This is a genomic window from Streptomyces sp. NPDC006872 (assembly GCF_040635845.1).
Taxonomy (GTDB): Bacteria; Actinomycetota; Actinomycetes; order Streptomycetales; family Streptomycetaceae; genus Streptomyces.
On record NZ_JBEYIL010000001.1, the window covers coordinates 362,302 to 380,210 of the forward strand.

General features: G+C 72.1%; 15 protein-coding genes. 7 read left to right on the forward strand and 8 right to left on the reverse strand.

All coding sequences use genetic code 11. The features are described 5' to 3' along the window. Window positions 1-8 precede the first annotated feature (8 nt). The gene (locus ABZ725_RS01735; RefSeq protein WP_358800839.1) at window positions 9-635 is read right to left on the reverse strand and encodes a hypothetical protein; all 627 of its coding nucleotides are present in this window, start codon (window positions 633-635) and stop codon (window positions 9-11) included. Window positions 636-745: 110 nt separating this feature from the next. Here ABZ725_RS01735 and ABZ725_RS01740 point away from each other — a divergent pair, with 110 nt between their 5' ends. Continuing rightward, window positions 746-1,540, forward strand: a complete 795-nt coding sequence (locus ABZ725_RS01740; RefSeq protein ID WP_358800840.1) for a class II aldolase/adducin family protein — start codon at window positions 746-748, stop codon at window positions 1,538-1,540. A 30-nt stretch (window positions 1,541-1,570) separates the two neighbouring features. Here the strand turns inward: ABZ725_RS01740 and ABZ725_RS01745 are convergent, their stop codons facing one another. Beyond that, window positions 1,571-2,536, reverse strand: coding sequence for a DUF4429 domain-containing protein (locus ABZ725_RS01745; RefSeq protein WP_358800841.1), 966 nt, complete (start codon window positions 2,534-2,536; stop codon window positions 1,571-1,573). Between the two features lie 201 nt (window positions 2,537-2,737). Here ABZ725_RS01745 and ABZ725_RS01750 point away from each other — a divergent pair, with 201 nt between their 5' ends. Both ABZ725_RS01750 and ABZ725_RS01755 read left to right on the forward strand, forming a co-directional pair. Then, complete coding sequence (locus ABZ725_RS01750; protein ID WP_358800842.1) at window positions 2,738-4,039, forward strand: hypothetical protein; 1,302 nt, start codon at window positions 2,738-2,740, stop codon at window positions 4,037-4,039. Window positions 4,040-4,243: 204 nt separating this feature from the next. After that, on the forward strand, window positions 4,244-4,774 hold the full coding sequence (locus tag ABZ725_RS01755; protein ID WP_358800843.1) for a DoxX family protein: 531 nt from the start codon (window positions 4,244-4,246) through the stop codon (window positions 4,772-4,774). A 122-nt stretch (window positions 4,775-4,896) separates the two neighbouring features. Here ABZ725_RS01755 and ABZ725_RS01760 read toward each other — a convergent pair whose 3' ends face one another. Beyond that, the gene (locus ABZ725_RS01760) at window positions 4,897-5,187 is read right to left on the reverse strand and encodes a hypothetical protein (RefSeq protein ID WP_358800844.1); all 291 of its coding nucleotides are present in this window, start codon (window positions 5,185-5,187) and stop codon (window positions 4,897-4,899) included. Continuing rightward, window positions 5,174-6,853 carry a PspC domain-containing protein gene (locus ABZ725_RS01765; RefSeq protein ID WP_358800845.1) on the reverse strand — a complete coding sequence of 560 codons (1,680 nt, stop codon included), beginning with the start codon at window positions 6,851-6,853 and terminating at the stop codon, window positions 5,174-5,176. The genes ABZ725_RS01760 and ABZ725_RS01765 overlap by 14 nt, the downstream gene beginning before the upstream one ends. A 179-nt stretch (window positions 6,854-7,032) precedes the next feature. On the opposite strand from ABZ725_RS01765, the gene ABZ725_RS01770 reads away from it, so the two are divergent. Both ABZ725_RS01770 and ABZ725_RS01775 read left to right on the forward strand, forming a co-directional pair. Then, window positions 7,033-8,325: a PspC domain-containing protein gene (locus ABZ725_RS01770; RefSeq protein ID WP_351908565.1), complete on the forward strand. Its 1,293-nt coding sequence runs from the start codon at window positions 7,033-7,035 to the stop codon at window positions 8,323-8,325. Continuing rightward, window positions 8,322-9,068 (forward strand): response regulator transcription factor, encoded by a 747-nt coding sequence (locus tag ABZ725_RS01775; protein ID WP_358800846.1) that lies wholly within the window; start codon window positions 8,322-8,324, stop codon window positions 9,066-9,068. Before ABZ725_RS01770 ends, ABZ725_RS01775 begins: the two co-directional genes overlap by 4 nt. A gap of 57 nt (window positions 9,069-9,125) precedes the next feature. On the opposite strand, the gene ABZ725_RS01780 is transcribed toward ABZ725_RS01775, so the two are convergent. After that, complete coding sequence (locus ABZ725_RS01780) at window positions 9,126-10,214, reverse strand: NlpC/P60 family protein (protein WP_358800847.1); 1,089 nt, start codon at window positions 10,212-10,214, stop codon at window positions 9,126-9,128. Between the two features lie 471 nt (window positions 10,215-10,685). Between ABZ725_RS01780 and ABZ725_RS01785 the strand changes: the two genes are divergently transcribed. Beyond that, the gene (locus tag ABZ725_RS01785; protein WP_358800848.1) at window positions 10,686-11,039 is read left to right on the forward strand and encodes a hypothetical protein; all 354 of its coding nucleotides are present in this window, start codon (window positions 10,686-10,688) and stop codon (window positions 11,037-11,039) included. On the opposite strand, the gene ABZ725_RS01790 is transcribed toward ABZ725_RS01785, so the two are convergent. Both ABZ725_RS01790 and ABZ725_RS01795 read right to left on the reverse strand, forming a co-directional pair. Beyond that, complete coding sequence (locus tag ABZ725_RS01790) at window positions 11,017-12,024, reverse strand: tellurite resistance/C4-dicarboxylate transporter family protein (RefSeq protein ID WP_358800849.1); 1,008 nt, start codon at window positions 12,022-12,024, stop codon at window positions 11,017-11,019. The genes ABZ725_RS01785 and ABZ725_RS01790 overlap by 23 nt on opposite strands. 176 nt (window positions 12,025-12,200) lie before the next feature. Continuing rightward, entirely contained in the window at window positions 12,201-13,322 is a 1,122-nt protein-coding gene (locus ABZ725_RS01795; protein WP_358800850.1) for an NlpC/P60 family protein, read from the reverse strand. 312 nt (window positions 13,323-13,634) lie between these two features. Here ABZ725_RS01795 and pcrA point away from each other — a divergent pair, with 312 nt between their 5' ends. Beyond that, on the forward strand, window positions 13,635-16,148 hold the full coding sequence (pcrA, locus tag ABZ725_RS01800) for a DNA helicase PcrA (RefSeq protein ID WP_358800851.1): 2,514 nt from the start codon (window positions 13,635-13,637) through the stop codon (window positions 16,146-16,148). 66 nt (window positions 16,149-16,214) lie between these two features. Here the strand turns inward: pcrA and ABZ725_RS01805 are convergent, their stop codons facing one another. Continuing rightward, window positions 16,215-17,765: a M23 family metallopeptidase gene (locus tag ABZ725_RS01805; protein WP_358800852.1), complete on the reverse strand. Its 1,551-nt coding sequence runs from the start codon at window positions 17,763-17,765 to the stop codon at window positions 16,215-16,217. Window positions 17,766-17,909 lie beyond the last annotated feature (144 nt).

The following is a 17,909-nucleotide window of genomic DNA, read 5'->3' on the forward strand; positions in this document are numbered from 1 at the left end:
CTGCGCGTTCACGCCGTGCTCGGCACCGGCCGGACGAACCGCTCGCGGCCCGACGCGTCCCGGACCGGCGTGCACCCCGCCGCCGTCAGCCGCTGGGCCAGCTTCGCGCGCCGGCTCGCGTTGACCCGGAGCGAGCCCAGCATGAACAGCGGCATCAGCACGGCCAGCGGGAGCAGGACGGCGTACTTGCCGGTCAGCACGGCCATCAACAGGAACAGCACCGCCGAGCCCCAGCCGATGGCCAGCAGCTGCTTACGGTTGGCAGCCGCGCCGAGACCGTCGTAGCGGATGAGCGCCGTGATCACCTCGACGTCCGCCTGTATTTCGGGGACCGGGGTGAGCGAGCCCAGGTACATGCCCGGCACCGGGCGACCGGGGCCCGGGTCGGGGAAGGCGGCCGAGTTCGCCGCGGCCCGCTGCCGCGCCCAGGCGCCGGGGTCGCGGACCAGCTGGACGTGCATGATGCGGTGCTTGCCGACGAGGCGCACCCTCTCGTACCGGAAGCCGTAGCACTCGGCCACGTAGACCAGCGCGCCGATCGTCTCCAGCTCCGCGAAGGGATGGACGAGCTCGATATCGTTTCGCGTCGTGATCTGACGCATGAGGGCGGTGACGTGTCGGTCGGCGAGGCTCAAGTTGTACTCCGAAGGTGACGGAAATCGTCATCTTTGCATAACGGCTCTGCCCTTTTGCACTGACCGACGGTAACTTCCGCGTCGTAAACCCACCCAGTGCTGGAGGACCGATGCACGGGCCCACACCGCCTGCCCCGCTGCCCACCGACCGGCTGCAGTTCGCCATGCCGCCGATGCACGACTCGGTGGAGGACGAGCGCCGGCACCGCAAGGAACGGCTGGCGGGGGCGGTGCGGCTCTTCGGGCGGCTCGGCTTCGAGGACGGCGTCTCCGGACACATCACCGCCCGCGACCCGGAGTTCGACGACTGCTTCTGGGTCAACCCGTTCGGGATGCCCTTCAAGCACGTCACGGTGAGCGACCTGGTGCTGGCCAACGCCGACGGTCAGGTCGTCGAGGGCCGCTACCACGTCAACCAGGCCGCCTTCACCGTGCACGCCCAGGTCCACGCCGCCCGCCCGGACGTCGTCGCCGTCGCCCACTGCCACTCGGTGCACGGCCGCGCCCTCGCCGCACTCGGCGAGCTGCTGGACCCCATCACCCAGGAGAGCTGCGCGTTCTACGAGGACCACGCCCTCTACGACGCCTACACCGGCGTGGCCGTCGACGCGGAGGAGGGACGGCGCATCGCGACCGCGCTCGGCTCCCGCAAGGCGCTCGTGCTGCGCAACCACGGGCTGCTCACGGTCGGCGACTCCGTGGACGCGGCCGCCTGGTGGTTCGTGTCGATGGAACGCTCCAGCCAGGTCCAGCTGACCGCGCGGGCGGCGGGCCGGCCGATCCTGATCGACCACCGGGCGGCCACGGCGACCCGCGAACAGCTCGGCGGCGACCTCGTGGCGTGGATCAACTACCAGCCGCTGTGGCAGGACATCAGCCGCAGCGAGCCGGACCTGTTGAGCTGACGCCTGCGCCCTGTCGAGCTGTCGCCTGCGCTAGAAGCCGCGGAGCACGACCGCCTTCGTGCGGGCGAACTCCTCGTCCGTGAGCACCCCGGCCCGGTGCAGCTCGCCCAACTCGCGCAGGCGACGCAGCAGTACGTCGTGGTGGTCGGCCGGGGGCGGGACGGAGGCGGTGAGTCGACGCCTGCGGTCCGCGTCCTCGCGCCGATGTCCGTCTCCGTGTCCGCGTCGGTGTCTGTCCGCTTGTCCGTCCGCGTATTCGTCCGCGTGTTCGTCGTCGGCAGGCGGGCGCGCCGAGGGATGCGGGAGACGGGCCGTGACCGCGGTCGCCACCAGCGCGGTGAGCAGGTCGCGGCTCACGTTGCCCCACAGGTCCAGGGCATACGGATCCTTCTCCGCGGGCAGTTTCGAGAACACCGTCTCGCGGGTCACAAAGCGCAGGAAACCATCCTCGTAGCCGGAGTTGGGCAGCCACTCGACCTGCACGACGTCGCGGACGTTCATCACCCGTGGCCCGGTCGCCCGCTTCACCCGGTCCGAGGTGTCGGCCCAGTCGATCCGCACCTGGATCCCGTCGAAGGAGACGATGCCGTCGGAGGAGCGCACGGACACCGGGACCGGCGGACCCGGCAGGAGGTAGGCCTTGGTCGGCTCGCCCGGGATCTGGTCCAGCAGCAGTGCGTGCCGGATCTCCTCGGCGAGGTACTCCGCGACCCCGGAGCGGTCGATGTCCACGGTGAGCCGGTAAGGGTCGGCCGCGTCGGGCAGCCGGCCGCCGGTCGCCTGCAACAGCGGATCGGCCCCCTCGCGCAGCCGCATCCGCAGCCTGCCGCGCCTGCGTTCGGGCTCGTAGACGATCCCGGCGACCGCCTCCAGGGGCACGGCGATCTCCCCGTACGTCTGCCGGAACAGCGGCACGGAGCGGTGCAGCCCCGGCGTGATCCTGACCGTTGTGCCGTCGAAGGCCCAGGTCCCGTCACGCTGGATGATCTCGGCCATACGGGAATTCTCGCAGCCGGGTCAACACTGCCCACGCGGCTTCACCCGCGCTGACCAGACCTGGCGGAAACGGAGGGTGTGGCGTAGGGCACAATTCGCAGTCATCGCAGGGGAGTTGTTCACAGGGTGGCGGCAGGGGTCCGCACGGGGTCCCACAAAGGCCGCCATCCGATCGGGTAGCCGGGAAGGCAGGCGTCGGACGTGGCGGTTCAGGAGGCGAGACAGGGCGTGAATCCCGGCCCGGGAACGGGTGCGGGAGCGGGTGCGCACGACGGCGGTTGTGCGTGCGGGGACTGCCCGCACGGGGCGCGCGAGGGGCATCGGCGCGCGGTGGCCGCGTTCTTGGTGAAACGGGAGGAGTTCGCGGCCGGACAGGGCCTGCCGGCCGCCGTCGCGCACTCGGCCTCCGCCTCGCGCCAGTGGGTCTCCGAGGAGCTGGCGCAGTCCGCGGAGCTCGTCGCCGAACGCGGCCGCGCCGAGGGCGAGGCCTGGCTGACCCGGCTCTGGCTCCGCACGGCGGTCACCGTGTGGGCGGCGGTCGTCGTGCTGTTGCTGGTCCAGTCGCTGACCGCCATCGGCGCGGGCTGGACCAGCGCCCGCACCGCCGGACTCCTCGCCGCCCTCGTCGTCGCCGGCGCGCTGACCGCCGCCTCCTGGTTCCACCGGGCGCGCGGCGGCGCGCTCGCGCCCGTGATCGGCGAGGACAACCGCCTCTCCACCTCCCGTGCGGTCGCCGCCGCCTGGGTGCTGCTCGTGGCCTATGCGGTGCTGGTCCTGGTGGGCCGGCTCGCCGCCGCCTCCGGCCACGCCGAACGCGACGCGCTGATCGCCGGGCTCGACCTGGCCCGGGGCGCCGGCGTGGTGACCGTCCTCGCCGTGGTCTGCGGGATCGCGGTGCTGGTACGCCGGGTGGTCGGCCTGCGCGTCCTCGCCCAACGGCTCCAGAAGGTCCGCGCCCACCGGCCCCGGGCCGCCGACCTGCTCACCGACGACGCCGGCCGCGGCACCTTCGCCGACATCCAGTACGTCGTGATCGGCGCCGTCGCCCTCGCCTTCGCCGCGGTCCGGCTGGCCCGCCGGCCCGACCAGCTGCCCGACCTGCCCTGGGGTCTGGCGGTCGTGGTCCTGGTCTCCGCCGCGACCTACCTCGCCGGCAAGTACGCCGAGGGAGGCCGCCCCGTCATCCTCTCCGTCGTCCGCTCCCGCGAGGCCGGCGACCTGGACGCCCCGATCCGCACCGGCGACGACATCGAGATCCGCGGCGCCGGTTTCGTCCCGCCCGGCGCGCAGACCGCCGACCGCCTGTCCCGGATGGTCGTCCGTATCGGCCCGGTCCACGTCCATGTCCCCCTCGTCCCGGTCACGGGCGGCTTCAGCAACCCCACCGACGCAGTCCTCACCGTCCCCGTCCCGGTGGACGTGGAACCGGGCCGCCTGGACGTCCAGGTCGTCACCGCGGCAGGAGCGGAGACGAACCGCTACGCGATCGACGTCACGGAGTGATCCCGGCGGTGATCCTGGCGGTGATACCGGCGGTCGGCGCGGCGGTCGGCGCGGCGGTGTGAGTCGGCACGGTCGTGTGAATCGGTGCGGCTGAGTGAATCCGTGGGGCGCAGAAGCCGTGTCAACAGTTGAGCGCACCCCCCATTTCGTACGTATGGTCTGTTGAGGGGTCCCACCACTGCGGGCGAGAGGCGGCTACGGGCGATGACTCACGGCATGCGGACGGACAGCTACCCCCCCTATCTCGACGGTGGCGGCGACTGGCGGGACACCGCCGCCCGGTACGCCCTCCTTCCCCTGCGCATCTTCCTCGGCGTCACCTTCATCTACGCCGGCCTCGACAAACTCACCGACAGCGCCTTCCTGAAGGACAGCGGGGCCGGCTCGATCGGCGAGACCATGCGGGCCGTCCGTGACTCCTCGGCCATCCCGGCCCTGGTCGACATGGCCCTGAACAACCCCGTCGCCTTCGGCTACGCCATGGCCTTCGGCGAACTCGCCGTCGGCATCGGCGCCCTGCTGGGCGTCCTCACCCGGATCGCCGCGCTCGGCGGCGCGCTGATCTCGCTCAGCCTGTGGCTGACGGTGAGCTGGGCCTCGGATCCCTACTACTACGGCAACGACCTCCCCTACCTCATGGCCTGGCTGCCCTTCATCCTCGCCGGTGCTCCCGTCCTCTCCCTCGACGCGGTCTGGCGCTCCCGGCGACGGCAGCGTGCGGGCGACCTGAGCTAAGCGCTCCGCTGGAAGTGCCGCGCTGTGCCGTCGTTGCGCTGCGGCGCCATCGTCGCTCGTCGCGCAGTTCCCCGCGCCCCTTCAGGGTGCTGCCGAACCGCAGCCGACTTCGCCCGACCCGCTTAGCCGGCCCCCTGGCCCCTTGGACCCCTGGCCCCTTGGGTCGGGGGCGTTGTGCTCGTGCCGGTGTCCGTGGGCGGAGCGGTCCGGCGGGACGGGCCGCGTCGTCTGCGGATGCTCCCGGCCACCACGCCCGTCGCGCCCGCCAGGAAGAGGCCGGCCATGACGACCGGGATCACCACGAACCACGGCGTCTCCCAGGCGCCGCCCGCGTCCCCCACGTAGATGACGCCGGCGAGGGTGAAGAAGACGCCGGCGACCAGCCTGCCGGGCCGGAACTCATGACGCAGCACGGGCCACCTCCGCCTGTCCCACTCCGACCTGGAGGTCGAGGTCGATGGTCCCCGCGTCCGCCTTGCCGGAGACCGGCTGCAGGGTCACCTCCTTGTGCTTGCCCGGCTCCACGTCCACGTCCTTCTCGTCGTCGCCGGGCAGCTGGACGTCTCCCAGCCCCACGTCGATCCTCACCTTCACGATCACGTCCGGCGGCACGATCACCCGCAGCCGGCCCGCCCCCACCTCGGCGTTGGTGCTCACCGTCTGCCCCTTGGCCAGGTCCAGCCGGGACAGGTCCAGGGTGCCCTCGCCGGTGCCCAGGTCGTAGGCCGTCCGCACCTCCGCCACCGCCGTGGGCCGCCAGGTCGTGTTCGTCCAGTGCGTGCCGATGTCCTTCGGCAGGGCAGCCGTGCAGGCCAGCAGGCCCGCTGTGACGATCGCCAGGAACACCGACCCCGCGCCCGTCCGCCCCAGGAACGAGCTGATCGCGATGCCGCCGCCGAGCACGATGAGCGCGGCCGCCAGGCCGGCCTGCAGGCTGGTGCCGAGCGGATGGTCGTCCCAGGTGAGCCGGGTGGCGAGGCCGCCCGCCAGCACGGCGAGCAGAAAGACCCAGCCGCCGATCCAGCGGGGGCCGCGCGGTCCGGTGTATGCCTCGCGCGCGGTGCGTATGTCATCGGGGCGGCGCCGGTGGCCGGCGAGGTCGACTCTGACGGTCGCTGTGATGTCCCGGCCGTGGGCGTCCCAGGGGCCCCACAGATAGCCGGTGCCGCCGTCGTGCGTGCCGTCCTTGACGATGGGGTCGCGCCACCAGGAGAGGTAGGCGGCGGGCACCGGCGGCGCCTGGGCCTCCGGCGGTGCGTCGGCCACGGCCTGGGCGGCCAGCGGGTCGGGGTCGGAGGAGTCCCGCTGCCGGGACCAGTACCCGGCGCCCGCGAGGAGCAGGGAGAGAACCACGGCGAAGGTCAGCACGCTGCCGTTGTTCAGCATCGACAGGAACACCCCGCAGCCGACCAGCGCGAACAGCACGGCCGCGAGAGCCTGGCCGTCGACCCGTCCGGTCAGAAGCTTGCGCACCTCGTTCTGCCCGTTGTCGGCGTACGGGACGAAGAGCCAGGCGAAGCCGTAGAAGATGAGGCCGATGCCGCCGGTCGCGGAGAGCACGGCGAGCGTGATCCGGAAGATCACCGGGTCCATGTCGCAGTGCCGCCCGAGACCCGCGCACACACCGGCGAGCATCTTGTGTTCGCGGTCCCGCCGGAATCCGGGCGGGGGGCCGGTCGCTTCGGCGCCTTCCGGAGTGCCGGGTGCGCCCGGTGCTCCCGATCCCGCTCCCGCCGCCCCTGGTGCCTCGGCACCTCCCGCTGAGCTTGTTCCTCTCTCTGAACCGCTACCGGTCTCTGAACCGCTATCGGCTGCTGCCGCGGCCGCAGCCCGGTCGGCGATCGCGGCGGCTGTCGCGGCCTCGGTGGCCGCCTCGACCACGGTCCGCGCCTCCGTTCCCTCGGACGGGCCGGGTCCTTCGCGGACTCCTTGCTCGCCAGGCCCTCCGTGTTCTCCGTGTTCTCCGTGCGCGCGAGGCTTTTCACCGGCCGTGCCCGAGACGCCGGGGGACGGGGCGGCCGCGTCGGGCGCGGTGCCCCCGTCGGGCTCGGCGTCCGCGGCGTGCTGGTGATCTGTCATGAGTCCATGGTGGCGGGCGAGCCGCCCTCGCGGCAGTCGGAACGACCCTGGTCGGACCCTGATATCGGCCCTGATCCGGGGCAGGGGAGGCGTTCGACGTGCGGCGGCCCGGAAGATCAGGGGCCTCTCGGGGACGAACCCTGATGCCCGGGCCGACCGCCCGTGTGACCATCGTTGGCATGCCGGAAGCCGCAACAGCGCCACTCGTCGAACCGCGGCCGCCGCGCAAGCTCTACCGCAGCAGCGACGGACGCTGGCTGGGTGGCGTGGCGCGGGGGCTCGCCGGGCATCTCGGGCTGCCCGTCGTGTGGGTGCGGCTCGTCTTCGCCGGCCTGTTCATGGCGGACGGCCTCGGCGCCCTGCTCTACGCGGCCTTCTGGTTCTTCGTGCCGCTCGGGGTCGGCGGTGTCGGCGACCAGAAACCCCCGGCGCTGGTCGCCACCGAGACCGCGCCCGACGGCCGCCGCAGGCTCGTCGCCCGCAAACCCGACAAGGGGCAGATCGTCGCCCTGCTCCTCATGGTCGTCGTCGCCATGGTCTTCGTCGGCAATGTGAACCTGGGCACCGGCGCCAAGGCGTATCTGCTGCCCGCCGTCCTCGTCGGCGCGGGCGTCGCCCTCGTCTGGAGACAGGCGGACAACGCGCGCCGGGCCCGCTGGGTCGAGGTCGGCCGCAGACGCCGTACGCTCACGCTCCTGCGCGCGGGCGCCGGCGTCCTGCTGGTCACGGCCGGCGTCTCCGGCATCTTCGTCCTGCAGGGCTCGGCCGCCCACCTCGGCTCGGTTCTCCAGGCGGCCCTCGCGGTCCTCGTCGGCATCACGCTCCTCGCCGGTCCCTACCTGGTCCGTATGACCCAGGACCTCTCCGAGGAGCGCCTGATGCGCATCCGCGCCCAGGAGCGTGCGGAGGTCGCCGCCCATGTCCACGACTCGGTGCTGCACACCCTCACCCTGATCCAGCGCAACGCGGAGAACGCCGGCGAGGTGCGCCGCCTCGCCCGCGCCCAGGAGCGCGACCTGCGCACCTGGCTCTACAAACCCGAGGGCACCGGAAAGGAGGAGGCCGACGAGCCGACCACGGTCGCCGACGCGGTGCGCCGCAACGCCGCCGAGGTCGAGGACAAGCACGGCGTCCCCATCGAGGTCGTGGTCGTCGGGGACTGCCCGCTCGACGAACGGGTGGGCGCACAGATGCAGGCCGCGCGCGAGGCGATGGTGAACGCGGCCAAGTACGGTGGCGAGGGCGGCGCCGTGCAGGTCTACGCCGAAGTCGAGGGAAGGACGGTCTTCGTGTCCGTCCGGGACCGCGGACCCGGCTTCGACCTCGACTCGATACCCGCCGACCGCATGGGCGTCAGAGAATCGATCATCGGCCGCATGGAGCGCCACGGCGGCACGGCGCGGCTGCGGGCGGTCCCGGGCGGCGGCACGGAGGTCGAGCTGGAGATGGAGAGGGTGGAGAACACGTCATGAGCGACCCGACCGAGACGAACGGCACGGCGGGAGCGGCGGAGTCGGCCGAGCCGGCGAAGGCCTCCGGCGAGACGACGAGCGGGCGCCATGTGCGCGTGGTCCTCGTCGACGACCACCGTATGTTCCGCACCGGTGTGCAGGCCGAGATCGGCCAGACCGAGCAGACCGGCGTCGAGGTCGTCGGTGAGGCGGCGGACGTCGACCAGGCGGTCACGGTCATCACCGCGACCCGGCCCGAGGTGGTCCTCCTGGACGTCCACCTGCCCGGCGGCGGCGGGGTCGAAGTGCTGCGCCGCTGCGCCCCGTTGATGGCCGACGCCGAGCAGCCGGTGCGCTTCCTCGCCCTGTCCGTGTCGGACGCGGCGGAGGACGTCATCGGGGTGATCCGCGGCGGCGCCCGGGGCTACGTCACCAAGACGATCACCGGTACGGACCTGGTGAACTCCGTGTTCCGGGTGCAGGAGGGCGACGCCGTCTTCTCGCCTCGCCTCGCCGGGTTCGTCCTGGACGCCTTCGCCTCGACCGACGCCCCGCCGGTCGACGAGGACCTCGACCGGCTCACCCAGCGCGAGCGTGAGGTCCTGCGGCTCATCGCCCGCGGTTATGCCTACAAGGAGATCGCCAAGCAGCTCTTCATCTCCGTCAAGACGGTCGAGTCCCATGTCTCGGCGGTGCTGCGCAAGCTTCAGCTGTCCAACCGGCACGAGCTCACCCGGTGGGCGACGGCGCGGCGACTGGTGTGACGCCGGGCCGGAGCGGGCCGGAGCGGGCCGGGTGCGCCCACCGGGTCGCTCGTCGGCTCACACCACCCGTGTCGCCCCCGCGAAGGGCATCTCGTCGATCGGCGCCACCCGCACCGGGGCCGACGGGTTCGGGGCGTGGATCATCTGGCCGTCGCCGATGTAGAGGCCGACGTGGGTGATGCCGGAGTAGAAGAACACCAGGTCGCCCGGGAGGAGTTCGGCGCGGGAGACGCGCTGCCCGGCGCCGATCTGGGCGTATGTGGTGCGGGGCAGGGAGACGCCGGCGGAGCGGTACGAGGCCAGGACGAGGCCCGAGCAGTCGAAGGCGTTCGGTCCGGTCGCGCCCCACACATACGGGCTGCCGAGCTTGGAGTAGGCGTAGGAAACGGCGGCGGCCGCACGGGAGTTGGGGGCTCCTACGGTGGTGGAGCCGGGCGGCTGGAGGTCGGTGCGTCCGCCCGTGGAGGTGCGTGAGGCGCGGTCGCCGGCGCCTGCGGCTGTTCTGCCGCTCGTCCCCTCGGCGATCCGGGCCCGCTCCGCCGCCGACAGCTGGGACAGCAGGCGGCGGGCCGCGTCCAGCTTGCCGGTGATGGTCTCCTTCTGCGTCTTCAGTTCGGCCTGACGCGCCTTGAGGGAGGTCAGTTCGACGCGCGCGGCGCCGCGCAGCTGCTCGATCTCCCGCAGCTGTCTGCGGACCCGGGCGACGGCGGCCGACTGGCGGTCGCCGGCCCGCTCGGCGAAGGCGGCGCCGTCGAGATAGCCGTCGGGGTCGTCGGAGAGCGCCAGCTGCACGGCGGGGTCGAGTCCGGCGCTGCGGTACTGCGCCGCCGCCATCGAACCCAGCGCCTCCCGCGCCGAGTTGAGCTTCTCCTCCTTGCGCGCCGCCTCGTCCCGGATCGTCTCCAGCCGCTGCTCGGCCGCGGTCGCCCTCTCCTGCGCGCCGTTGTACTTCTCGGTGGCTGCCTCCGCCTCCTGGTACAGCTTGGCCACCTTCGTCTTGACCTCGGCCTGAGTCAGGTTCGGCTCGGCCTGTCCGGTCCCGTCGAAGGCCGTCGCCGTCGCCGCGCCCGCGAGGGCGAGGGTGAACGCCGTACGGGCCGTCTGGCCGCCGAGCGAGCGTTGTCGGGGCCTGCGGTGCGCTGCCACGTGGGACTGCACGTCCTTTCGTACGACCGCCTCGTCCGTTGGGACAGCCGCCGGGGGACCTGGGGGCCGTCGTGGGGGAGCGGACGGACGGCCCGGGAAGCGGCTGACGCGTCCGGCGACGGCCCGCACGGGGGAGCGGGCCGCCGCCGGACCTTCTCGGCGGTGGTGGCCGACTGCCGCCCCTGGCCCGGGCGGCGGTGGGGAGCCGGTCACCTGGGGGAGGACGCTAGGCCCGGTGGTGTCGGTCGGGTAACGCGATGTGCGGAAGTGACTCGAGCGGACTGCCGGGTGACCACACCTGTCCGAAATTCCGGACCGCGGCCGTCGGATTCACGCGGTGCGCTGACCGAAACGGCGTTTTCGGGACACGTCGGGGCGGCGGACTGCTATGGGACGCATATATGCAAGTCCGGTCGGGTGGGGAGGGCCGGTGTCGGGCGGCGCACCCGCGGCTGACTAGCATCCGGCCTCATGGACGTACTCATCCATCTTTTTGTCGGACTGCACATCATCGGCATCGCCGCGCTGCTGGGCGGCTTCCTCACGCAGCTGAAGGCGATGGGCCAGGGCACGGCCCGCTTCGTCCCGGCGATGCTCCACGGCGCGGCCACGATGCTGGTCACCGGCGTGATCCTGGTCGGCCTCAACCAGGCGGACGACCAGCACGTCAACAACATCAAGATCGGCGTGAAGCTGGCCCTGCTGATCGTGATCCTCGGCCTCGTCTATGTGAAGCGGGACGACGAGACGGTGGAGAAGCCGCTGTTCGGCCTGGTCGGACTGCTGACCGTGGTGAACGTCTTCATCGCGGTGCTCTGGACCTGAGCGCGGTGCCGGCCACGGTCACGGCCGCCGCGGCCAGCCATGCCGCCACCGCGACCCACAGCAGCACCTCCCCGGGCCCCTCGAGCGACGGGACGTCGACTTCGGCGGCCACGGACAGGGTCGCCGCGGCCGACATCCCCATCGGGAACACCGTCGCCCAGCGGCGCACGTCGTAGCGGGGCCGCGGCCATCGCACCTCGGCGACGAGCAGGACGGCGTACCAGGCCAGGGCGAGCACGAGCAGCGTGACGGTCACCGTGCGCAGGACGTCGGTGTCGTCGTCGTTCCACAGGTACAGGCCCCCGGCCTCGGCCGTGAGGAGATTCGCCCCCGCGAGCGCCGAGACGGCGAGCGCGCCGCCGGCCACCCACTGGTCCCCGGCCCCCTCGGCCACCTGCCGCAGGTCGAACAGGGCCAGGGCGACGCCGTAGAGCACGAGTCCGAGCCAGAACAGCACGAGCGCGGTGTGCGCGAGCCAGGCCGCCGCCTCCGCCTTCGCCAGGACCGCGCCGAGCAGGGCGAGCCCCTGCGTGGCCACGCAGGCCAGGAACACCGCCCCGGGCATCCGCCGCCTCCACCGTCGTACGACGGTCGCCAGCAGCACGGGCCACAGCACCGCCGACAGCGCGAGCAGCACCTCGGCCAGGGTCTGCCGGCCGAGCACGCACACGCGCGTGCCGAGCACGGTCGTCGCCGCCACGGCGGTCAGCGCCCCCGGCGTGCCCGCCTCCGCCAGCCACCGCTCGCGCTCGCGCAGCAGCCGCACGACGAAGTCCGCCGCCAGCGCCACCCAAGCGGCGCCCGCGAGCGCCAGGGCGACGCGGGACAGCGTCTCGTAGTCCGTCAGATGCAGGCCGATGGACAGGATCCCGGTCGCCATCACAGCGGCCCCGGCGGCCGGCTGCCGCCGCGCCCACCAGAGGCCGAAAGGGGAGCGGGGGGCGGGCTCGGGGGAAGGGGTGGGACGAGCTGGGGAGCCGGACATGCGGCGATGCTAAGGAGCGCGGTGTGCCGGGTGTGCGGGGCTCGCGCGCGGGCGGGTGGAATTACGCGCGGGTGCAGGGCGCGGGGGAGGGGGCGTGCGGCCCACGCGCGTGTGCCCGAGAACAGACGCTCACGCGCGCGTACCCGCGAACCAGGCCCACGCGCGTGTGCCTGTTCTCAGGCCGGGCGGACCACGCTGGGGACGATCGTCTCGCCGTCGTAGCGGACCGACTCCTCGCGCACGTAGGCACCCGGCTTCGGGGCGTGGATCATCATGCCGTTGCCGATGTAGACGCCGGCGTGGCTGACGTCGTCGTAGAAGAAGATCAGGTCGCCGGGCCGGGCGTCGGTCAGGGAGACCTTGGTGCCGGCCTTCGCCTGGTCGTGGGTGGTGCGCGGGAGGGTGACGCCGGCGGCCTTCCAGACGGCCTGGGTGAGGCCGGAGCAGTCGTAGGAGTCGGGGCCCGTCGCACCCCAGACGTACGGCTTGCCGATCTGCGCGCGGGCGAAGGCGATCGCCTTCGCGGCCTTGGTGGCGTACGGGGAGTCCGCGGAGGGCGAGGCGGAGGTGGAGGCGGACGGGGAACCCGCGTTCGACGAGTCGCCGCCGCTCTCCTGCTGGGCGGCGGCCTGCGCCGCGGCCTGGTCTGCCGCCTGCTGTTGAGCGAGCTCTGTCGCCTGCTGCCGGGCCAGCTCCGCCGCCTGCTGCTGGGCCAGCTCCGCCGCCTTGCGCGCGGCCTCGTTCTGCTTCTGCTTCTCGATCGCCGCGAGGCGCGCGTTCTCCTGGGCCGTCAGCCGGGACAGCAGCTCGCGCGCGTCGCCGAGCTTCTTCTGGACGGTGGCCTTGGCGGTCTTCAGCGCGTCCGGCGAGTCGGCGAGCGTCGCGAGGCTCCCGGTGGCCTCCTGGCGCTTCGTCGTCGCCGACTGCTCGGTGACGTAGTCGGCGACCGTGCCTTTCTGACGGTCGGTCAGCCGGTTCGTCGGCTGGTTCCGGTCGACGTGCTCCTGCGGGGTGTCCGCTTGCGGGAACGTCGCCGTGTCGGGCGCGGCGGCGCGCTTCTTGGTCGTCTTCTCACTGGCGAAGTTGTACTTCTCGGTCGCCGACTCCGCCTGGCGGTAGAGGTTGTCGACCTTCTTCTCGACCTCTTCCAGGCTCGGCTTGCCGTCCTCCTGCGGAGCGGCGTCCGCCGTCTGGGAGAGCAGGGCCACGGAGGTGAGGGCGGCGGTGGCGAGGGTGGGCGTGCGTATGCCCGCCACGCGCGTGCCCGCGGAGCGCGGCTTGCGGTGCTGCGACGCCAAGGGAGGCGACTCCTTTGGTTCGGTGGGTCCCCGGCTCCGGCCGCCGCACAGGGGCGCAACCGGACTCGGCGGAGGCCGTGCGGCTCGGCGAGGTTTCGCCGGTGGGGATCCGTGTGGCCTGCCGAAACGGTAGCCAACTCGTGCTGCTCCTGTGAAGGTTGATGGGTGATATGCCCGATACATTTCCGTGACCTTTTGTGATGCCCGCATGTGGGATCACGTGCGGTGACGGCGCTGCGTCGGAGGGTGAGAGCGGAGATGTTTCCGGGGCGGCGGCCGCTTGTCAGTGGTGCCCCCTAGACTCGGAGAGCGATGAGCAGCCTCTTTGACGACAGCTTCCTGGCGGACCTCCAGGGCCCCCGTGCCCACGAGGAGGAGCCCCCGCCACCGCCCGAGGACGATCACGGACCGGAGTCGGTCCCGGACGATCTGTTCGGCGGGAAGTTCGACGTGCCCCCGGACCGCGACGCCCACTACCGCGGCGGCGCCCCCCGCCCGGTCCTGGACGCGGCCGCACTCCTGGAGGGGCTGAACGACAACCAGCGCGCGGCCGTCGCCCACGCCGGCACCCCGCTGCTCATCGTGGCCGGCGCCGGCTCCGGCAAGACGCGCGTGCTCACCCACCGCATCGCCCACCTGCTCGCCGAGCGGAACGTGCACCCGGGCCAGATCCTCGCGATCACCTTCACCAACAAGGCCGCGGGCGAGATGAAGGAGCGCGTCGAGCACCTCGTCGGCCCGCGCGCGAACGCGATGTGGGTGATGACGTTCCACAGCGCGTGCGTGCGCATCCTGCGTCGGGAGAGCAAGCGGCTCGGCTTCACGTCGTCGTTCTCGATCTACGACGCCGCCGACTCCAAGCGCCTGATGGCCCTGGTCTGCCGGGATCTGGACCTCGACCCCAAGCGCTACCCGCCCAAGTCCTTCAGCGCCAAGATCAGCAACCTCAAGAACGAGCTGATCGACGAGGAGGACTTCGCCGCCCAGGCCGCCGACGGGTTCGAGAAGACGCTCGCCCAGGCCTACGCGATGTACCAGTCCCGGCTGCGCGAGGCCAACGCCCTCGACTTCGACGACCTGATCATGACGACGGTCAACCTGCTGCGCGCCTTCCCGGACGTCGCCGAGCACTACCGCCGCCGCTTCCGGCACGTCCTGGTCGACGAGTACCAGGACACCAACCACGCCCAGTACACCCTCGTCCGCGAACTGGTCGGGACCTCCGAGCACCCCGTCGACGTACCGCCGAACGAGTACGACGTGCCGCCCGCCGAACTCTGCGTCGTCGGTGACGCCGACCAGTCGATCTACGCCTTCCGCGGTGCGACGATCCGCAACATCCTCCAGTTCGAGGAGGACTACCCGAACGCGACGACGATCCTGCTGGAGCAGAACTACCGCTCCACGCAGACGATCCTGTCCGCGGCCAACGCGGTCATCGAGCGCAACGAGTCCCGCCGCCCCAAGAACCTGTGGACCAACGCGGGCGCGGGCGCGCGCATCACCGGCTATGTCGCCGACACCGAGCACGACGAGGCGCAGTTCGTCGCCGACGAGATAGACCGACTGACGGACGCGGGCGACGCGAAGGCGGGCGACGTCGCCGTGTTCTACCGCACCAACGCCCAGTCCCGGGTCTTCGAAGAGATCTTCATCCGGGTGGGTCTGCCCTACAAGGTCGTCGGCGGCGTCCGCTTCTACGAGCGCAAGGAGGTCCGGGACGTCCTGGCCTATCTGCGCGTGCTGGCCAACCCGGAGGACTCGGTGCCGCTGCGCCGGATCCTCAACGTGCCCAAGCGCGGCATCGGCGACCGCGCCGAGGCGATGATCGACGCCCTCTCCCAGCGGGAGAAGATCAGCTTCTCGCAGGCGCTGAAGCGCGTCGACGAGGCGTACGGCATGGCCTCGCGGTCGACGAACGCCGTGAAGCGGTTCAACGCGCTGATGGACGACCTCCGCACGATCGTCGAGTCGGGCGCCGGTCCGGCGACGGTCCTGGAGGCGGTGCTCGAACGCACCGGCTACCTCGCCGAGTTGCAGTCCTCCACCGACCCGCAGGACGAGACCCGCATCGAGAACCTTCAGGAACTCGCCGCGGTGGCCCTGGAGTTCGAGCAGGAGTCCGGGGAGGCCGAAGGGGAGGGCGAGGCCGCGGCCGCGGTGCCCGTCGGGCTCGCCGCCTTCCTGGAGCGGGTCGCGCTCGTCGCCGACTCCGACCAGATCCCCGACGACGAGGAGGACGGCTCGGGCGTCATCACCCTGATGACCCTGCACACCGCCAAGGGCCTCGAGTTCCCCGTCGTCTTCCTCACCGGCATGGAGGACGGTGTCTTCCCGCATATGCGCGCCCTCGGCCAGGCCAAGGAACTGGAGGAGGAGCGCCGCCTCGCCTACGTCGGCATCACACGCGCGCGTGAGCGGCTGTACCTCACCCGGTCCGCGCTGCGCAGCGCCTGGGGGCAGCCGTCGTACAACCCGCCCTCCCGGTTCCTCGAGGAGATCCCGCCGACGCATGTGGACTGGAAGCGGACGGGAGCCACCGCTCCCGTGTCCTCCGGCCCGGTGTCCGGGGTGGCGGCGTCGCTGTCCTCGTCCCGCTCGCGTTCCTCGGCCGCGGGCGCGTCCGGCTTCGCGACGCGCCGGGGTGCGGCGGACAAGCCGGTGGTCGCGCTGACCGTCGGCGACCGCGTCACGCACGACCAGTTCGGGCTCGGCACGGTCGTCGGAGTGAAGGGCACGGGCGCGAACGCGGAGGCCACGGTCGACTTCGGCGACACCAAGCCGAAGCGGCTGCTGCTGCGGTACGCGCCGGTGGAGAAGCTGTAGCCGCACACGGCTGAGCCCCCGCTCGGACTTCGGTTCGAGCGGGGGCTCGGAGCAAGGCCGTCGGGTCTACGTCGGGTTGAGGCCGTGGCTGCGCAGCCACGGCAGCGGGTCTATGGGAGAGCCGCCGGCCGGCCGGACCTCGAAGTGCAGGTGCGGACCGGTGGAGTTGCCGGAGTTGCCGGAGTACGCGATGGGGTCGCCGGCCTTGACCGTCGTACCGGAGGCGACGCGGTAGCTGGAGAGGTGGCAGTACCAGGTCTCCGTGCCGTCCTTCGCCGTCACGATCATCATGTTGCCGTAGGCGCTGTTCCACTGTGTGCGTACGGTGCCGTCGGTCGCCGCCATCACGGTCGTGCCGTAGGAGACCGGGAAGTCGATGCCGGTGTGCTGGGACATCCAGTTGATGCCGGCCTGGCCGAAGTAGGCGCTGAGGCCGTGCTTCGCGACCGGAAGGGCGTACTTGGGGCGCAGCCGCTCCTTGCGGGCCGCCTCCGCCGCCGCCTTCTTCTTCTCGGCTTCCTGTTGCGTCTTGAGGTCGATACGTTCCTGCGTACGGCTGGCCCGGTCGGCGAAGTCGTCGGCCCCGGCGGAGAGGGTCTCCAGCTGGCTGTCCAGCTTGTTGTTGGCGGCGGACGGTTTCACCGGCTGCGCGTCCGAGGCGGACGCCGTCGTGTCCTTGTCGCCGTCGCCGCCGGTCAGCGTGCCGACGGAGGCGGCGGCGATCCCGGCGACCCCCATCACACAGGCCGAGGGCACCGCCACGGTCAGCAGCGCGGAGCGCTTCGCGGGCATCCGGCGCCGGGAACGGTTCGCGTTGCGGGTGGCCGCCCGCCCGACCGGTGCGGGGGCGGCGTCCTCCTGCTCGTCGAGGAGCGGGAGCGGGGCGTCGTCGGACGACTCGCCCTCGGCCGGGGCGGAGTCGTCGTACCCGACGTGTTCGAAGGTGGCGGTGGCCTGCTGGTCGAACGGGACCTCGGCCGACTGCTCGTACTCGTCGGCGGACTGAGCGGCCTGCGCGGACTCGCCGCCGTCGGAGTTCCACTGCGTCGCGTCGTACGCGCCGGTGTCGAAGGCCTGTGTGCCCCATTCCCAGTGCTGGGTCTGGTCGGCCGGGCTGCCGGACTGGTCGGGCTGCAGCCAGGCGCTCGCGTCCCACTGACCGCTGCCGTCGGGCGCGGTCGCCTGCTGCGGGACGGCGGACAGGTGCTGGTACTGGCCGGTGGACCAGGCGGTCGCGTCGTACGCGCCCGAGTCGTAGACCGCGTGGTGCTGGGCGGCGTACGCGTCGTAGTTCAGGGTCTGGTGGCTGCCCGTGTCCGGGGCCTGGTGGCTCTGGTGGTCCTGATGACCGTCGGTGCTCCACTGCGCGCCGGTGTCGTACGTACCGGTCGCCCGGTTCGTGCTGTCGCCGGGGAGCTCACCGAAGAGGGGGTCGGCCGCCTGGAAGTGTCCGGTGCCGTGCGCGCCGGTGTCATAGGAGCCGGTCTCGTAGCCGGGGTACGTGGTGAAGCCGTCGTGCTGGGCTTCCTGGGCGCCGTACGACGCGTAGTGCGCCGCAGCGGGATCGGAAGCCGGGGCCGGGGTGGTCATGATCCCCGACGGGTGACGGTCGTTCACCAACTTCTCTTTCGCCGACGACAGGGGCTGCCAGAGCAGTGCGGCGACTGTACCCGGCAGTACGCGGGCACGACAATCTTCTGCAGGTTTCGCGCTCGCAGGAAAGGGGCATTCGGCGGTGTTTCGGGGGACGGCGGGCGCGGG

Coding starts and splice junctions, on each gene's coding strand:
- pcrA (WP_358800851.1), top strand. CDS start 13,635: ATGAGCAGCCTCTTTGACGACAGCTTCCTGGCGGACCTCCAGGGCCCC.
- ABZ725_RS01740 (WP_358800840.1), top strand. CDS start 746: ATGCACGGGCCCACACCGCCTGCCCCGCTGCCCACCGACCGGCTGCAG.
- ABZ725_RS01775 (WP_358800846.1), top strand. CDS start 8,322: ATGAGCGACCCGACCGAGACGAACGGCACGGCGGGAGCGGCGGAGTCG.
- ABZ725_RS01785 (WP_358800848.1), top strand. CDS start 10,686: ATGGACGTACTCATCCATCTTTTTGTCGGACTGCACATCATCGGCATC.
- ABZ725_RS01770 (WP_351908565.1), top strand. CDS start 7,033: ATGCCGGAAGCCGCAACAGCGCCACTCGTCGAACCGCGGCCGCCGCGC.
- ABZ725_RS01745 (WP_358800841.1), bottom strand. CDS start 2,536: ATGGCCGAGATCATCCAGCGTGACGGGACCTGGGCCTTCGACGGCACA.
- ABZ725_RS01765 (WP_358800845.1), bottom strand. CDS start 6,853: ATGACAGATCACCAGCACGCCGCGGACGCCGAGCCCGACGGGGGCACC.
- ABZ725_RS01755 (WP_358800843.1), top strand. CDS start 4,244: ATGACTCACGGCATGCGGACGGACAGCTACCCCCCCTATCTCGACGGT.
- ABZ725_RS01790 (WP_358800849.1), bottom strand. CDS start 12,024: ATGTCCGGCTCCCCAGCTCGTCCCACCCCTTCCCCCGAGCCCGCCCCC.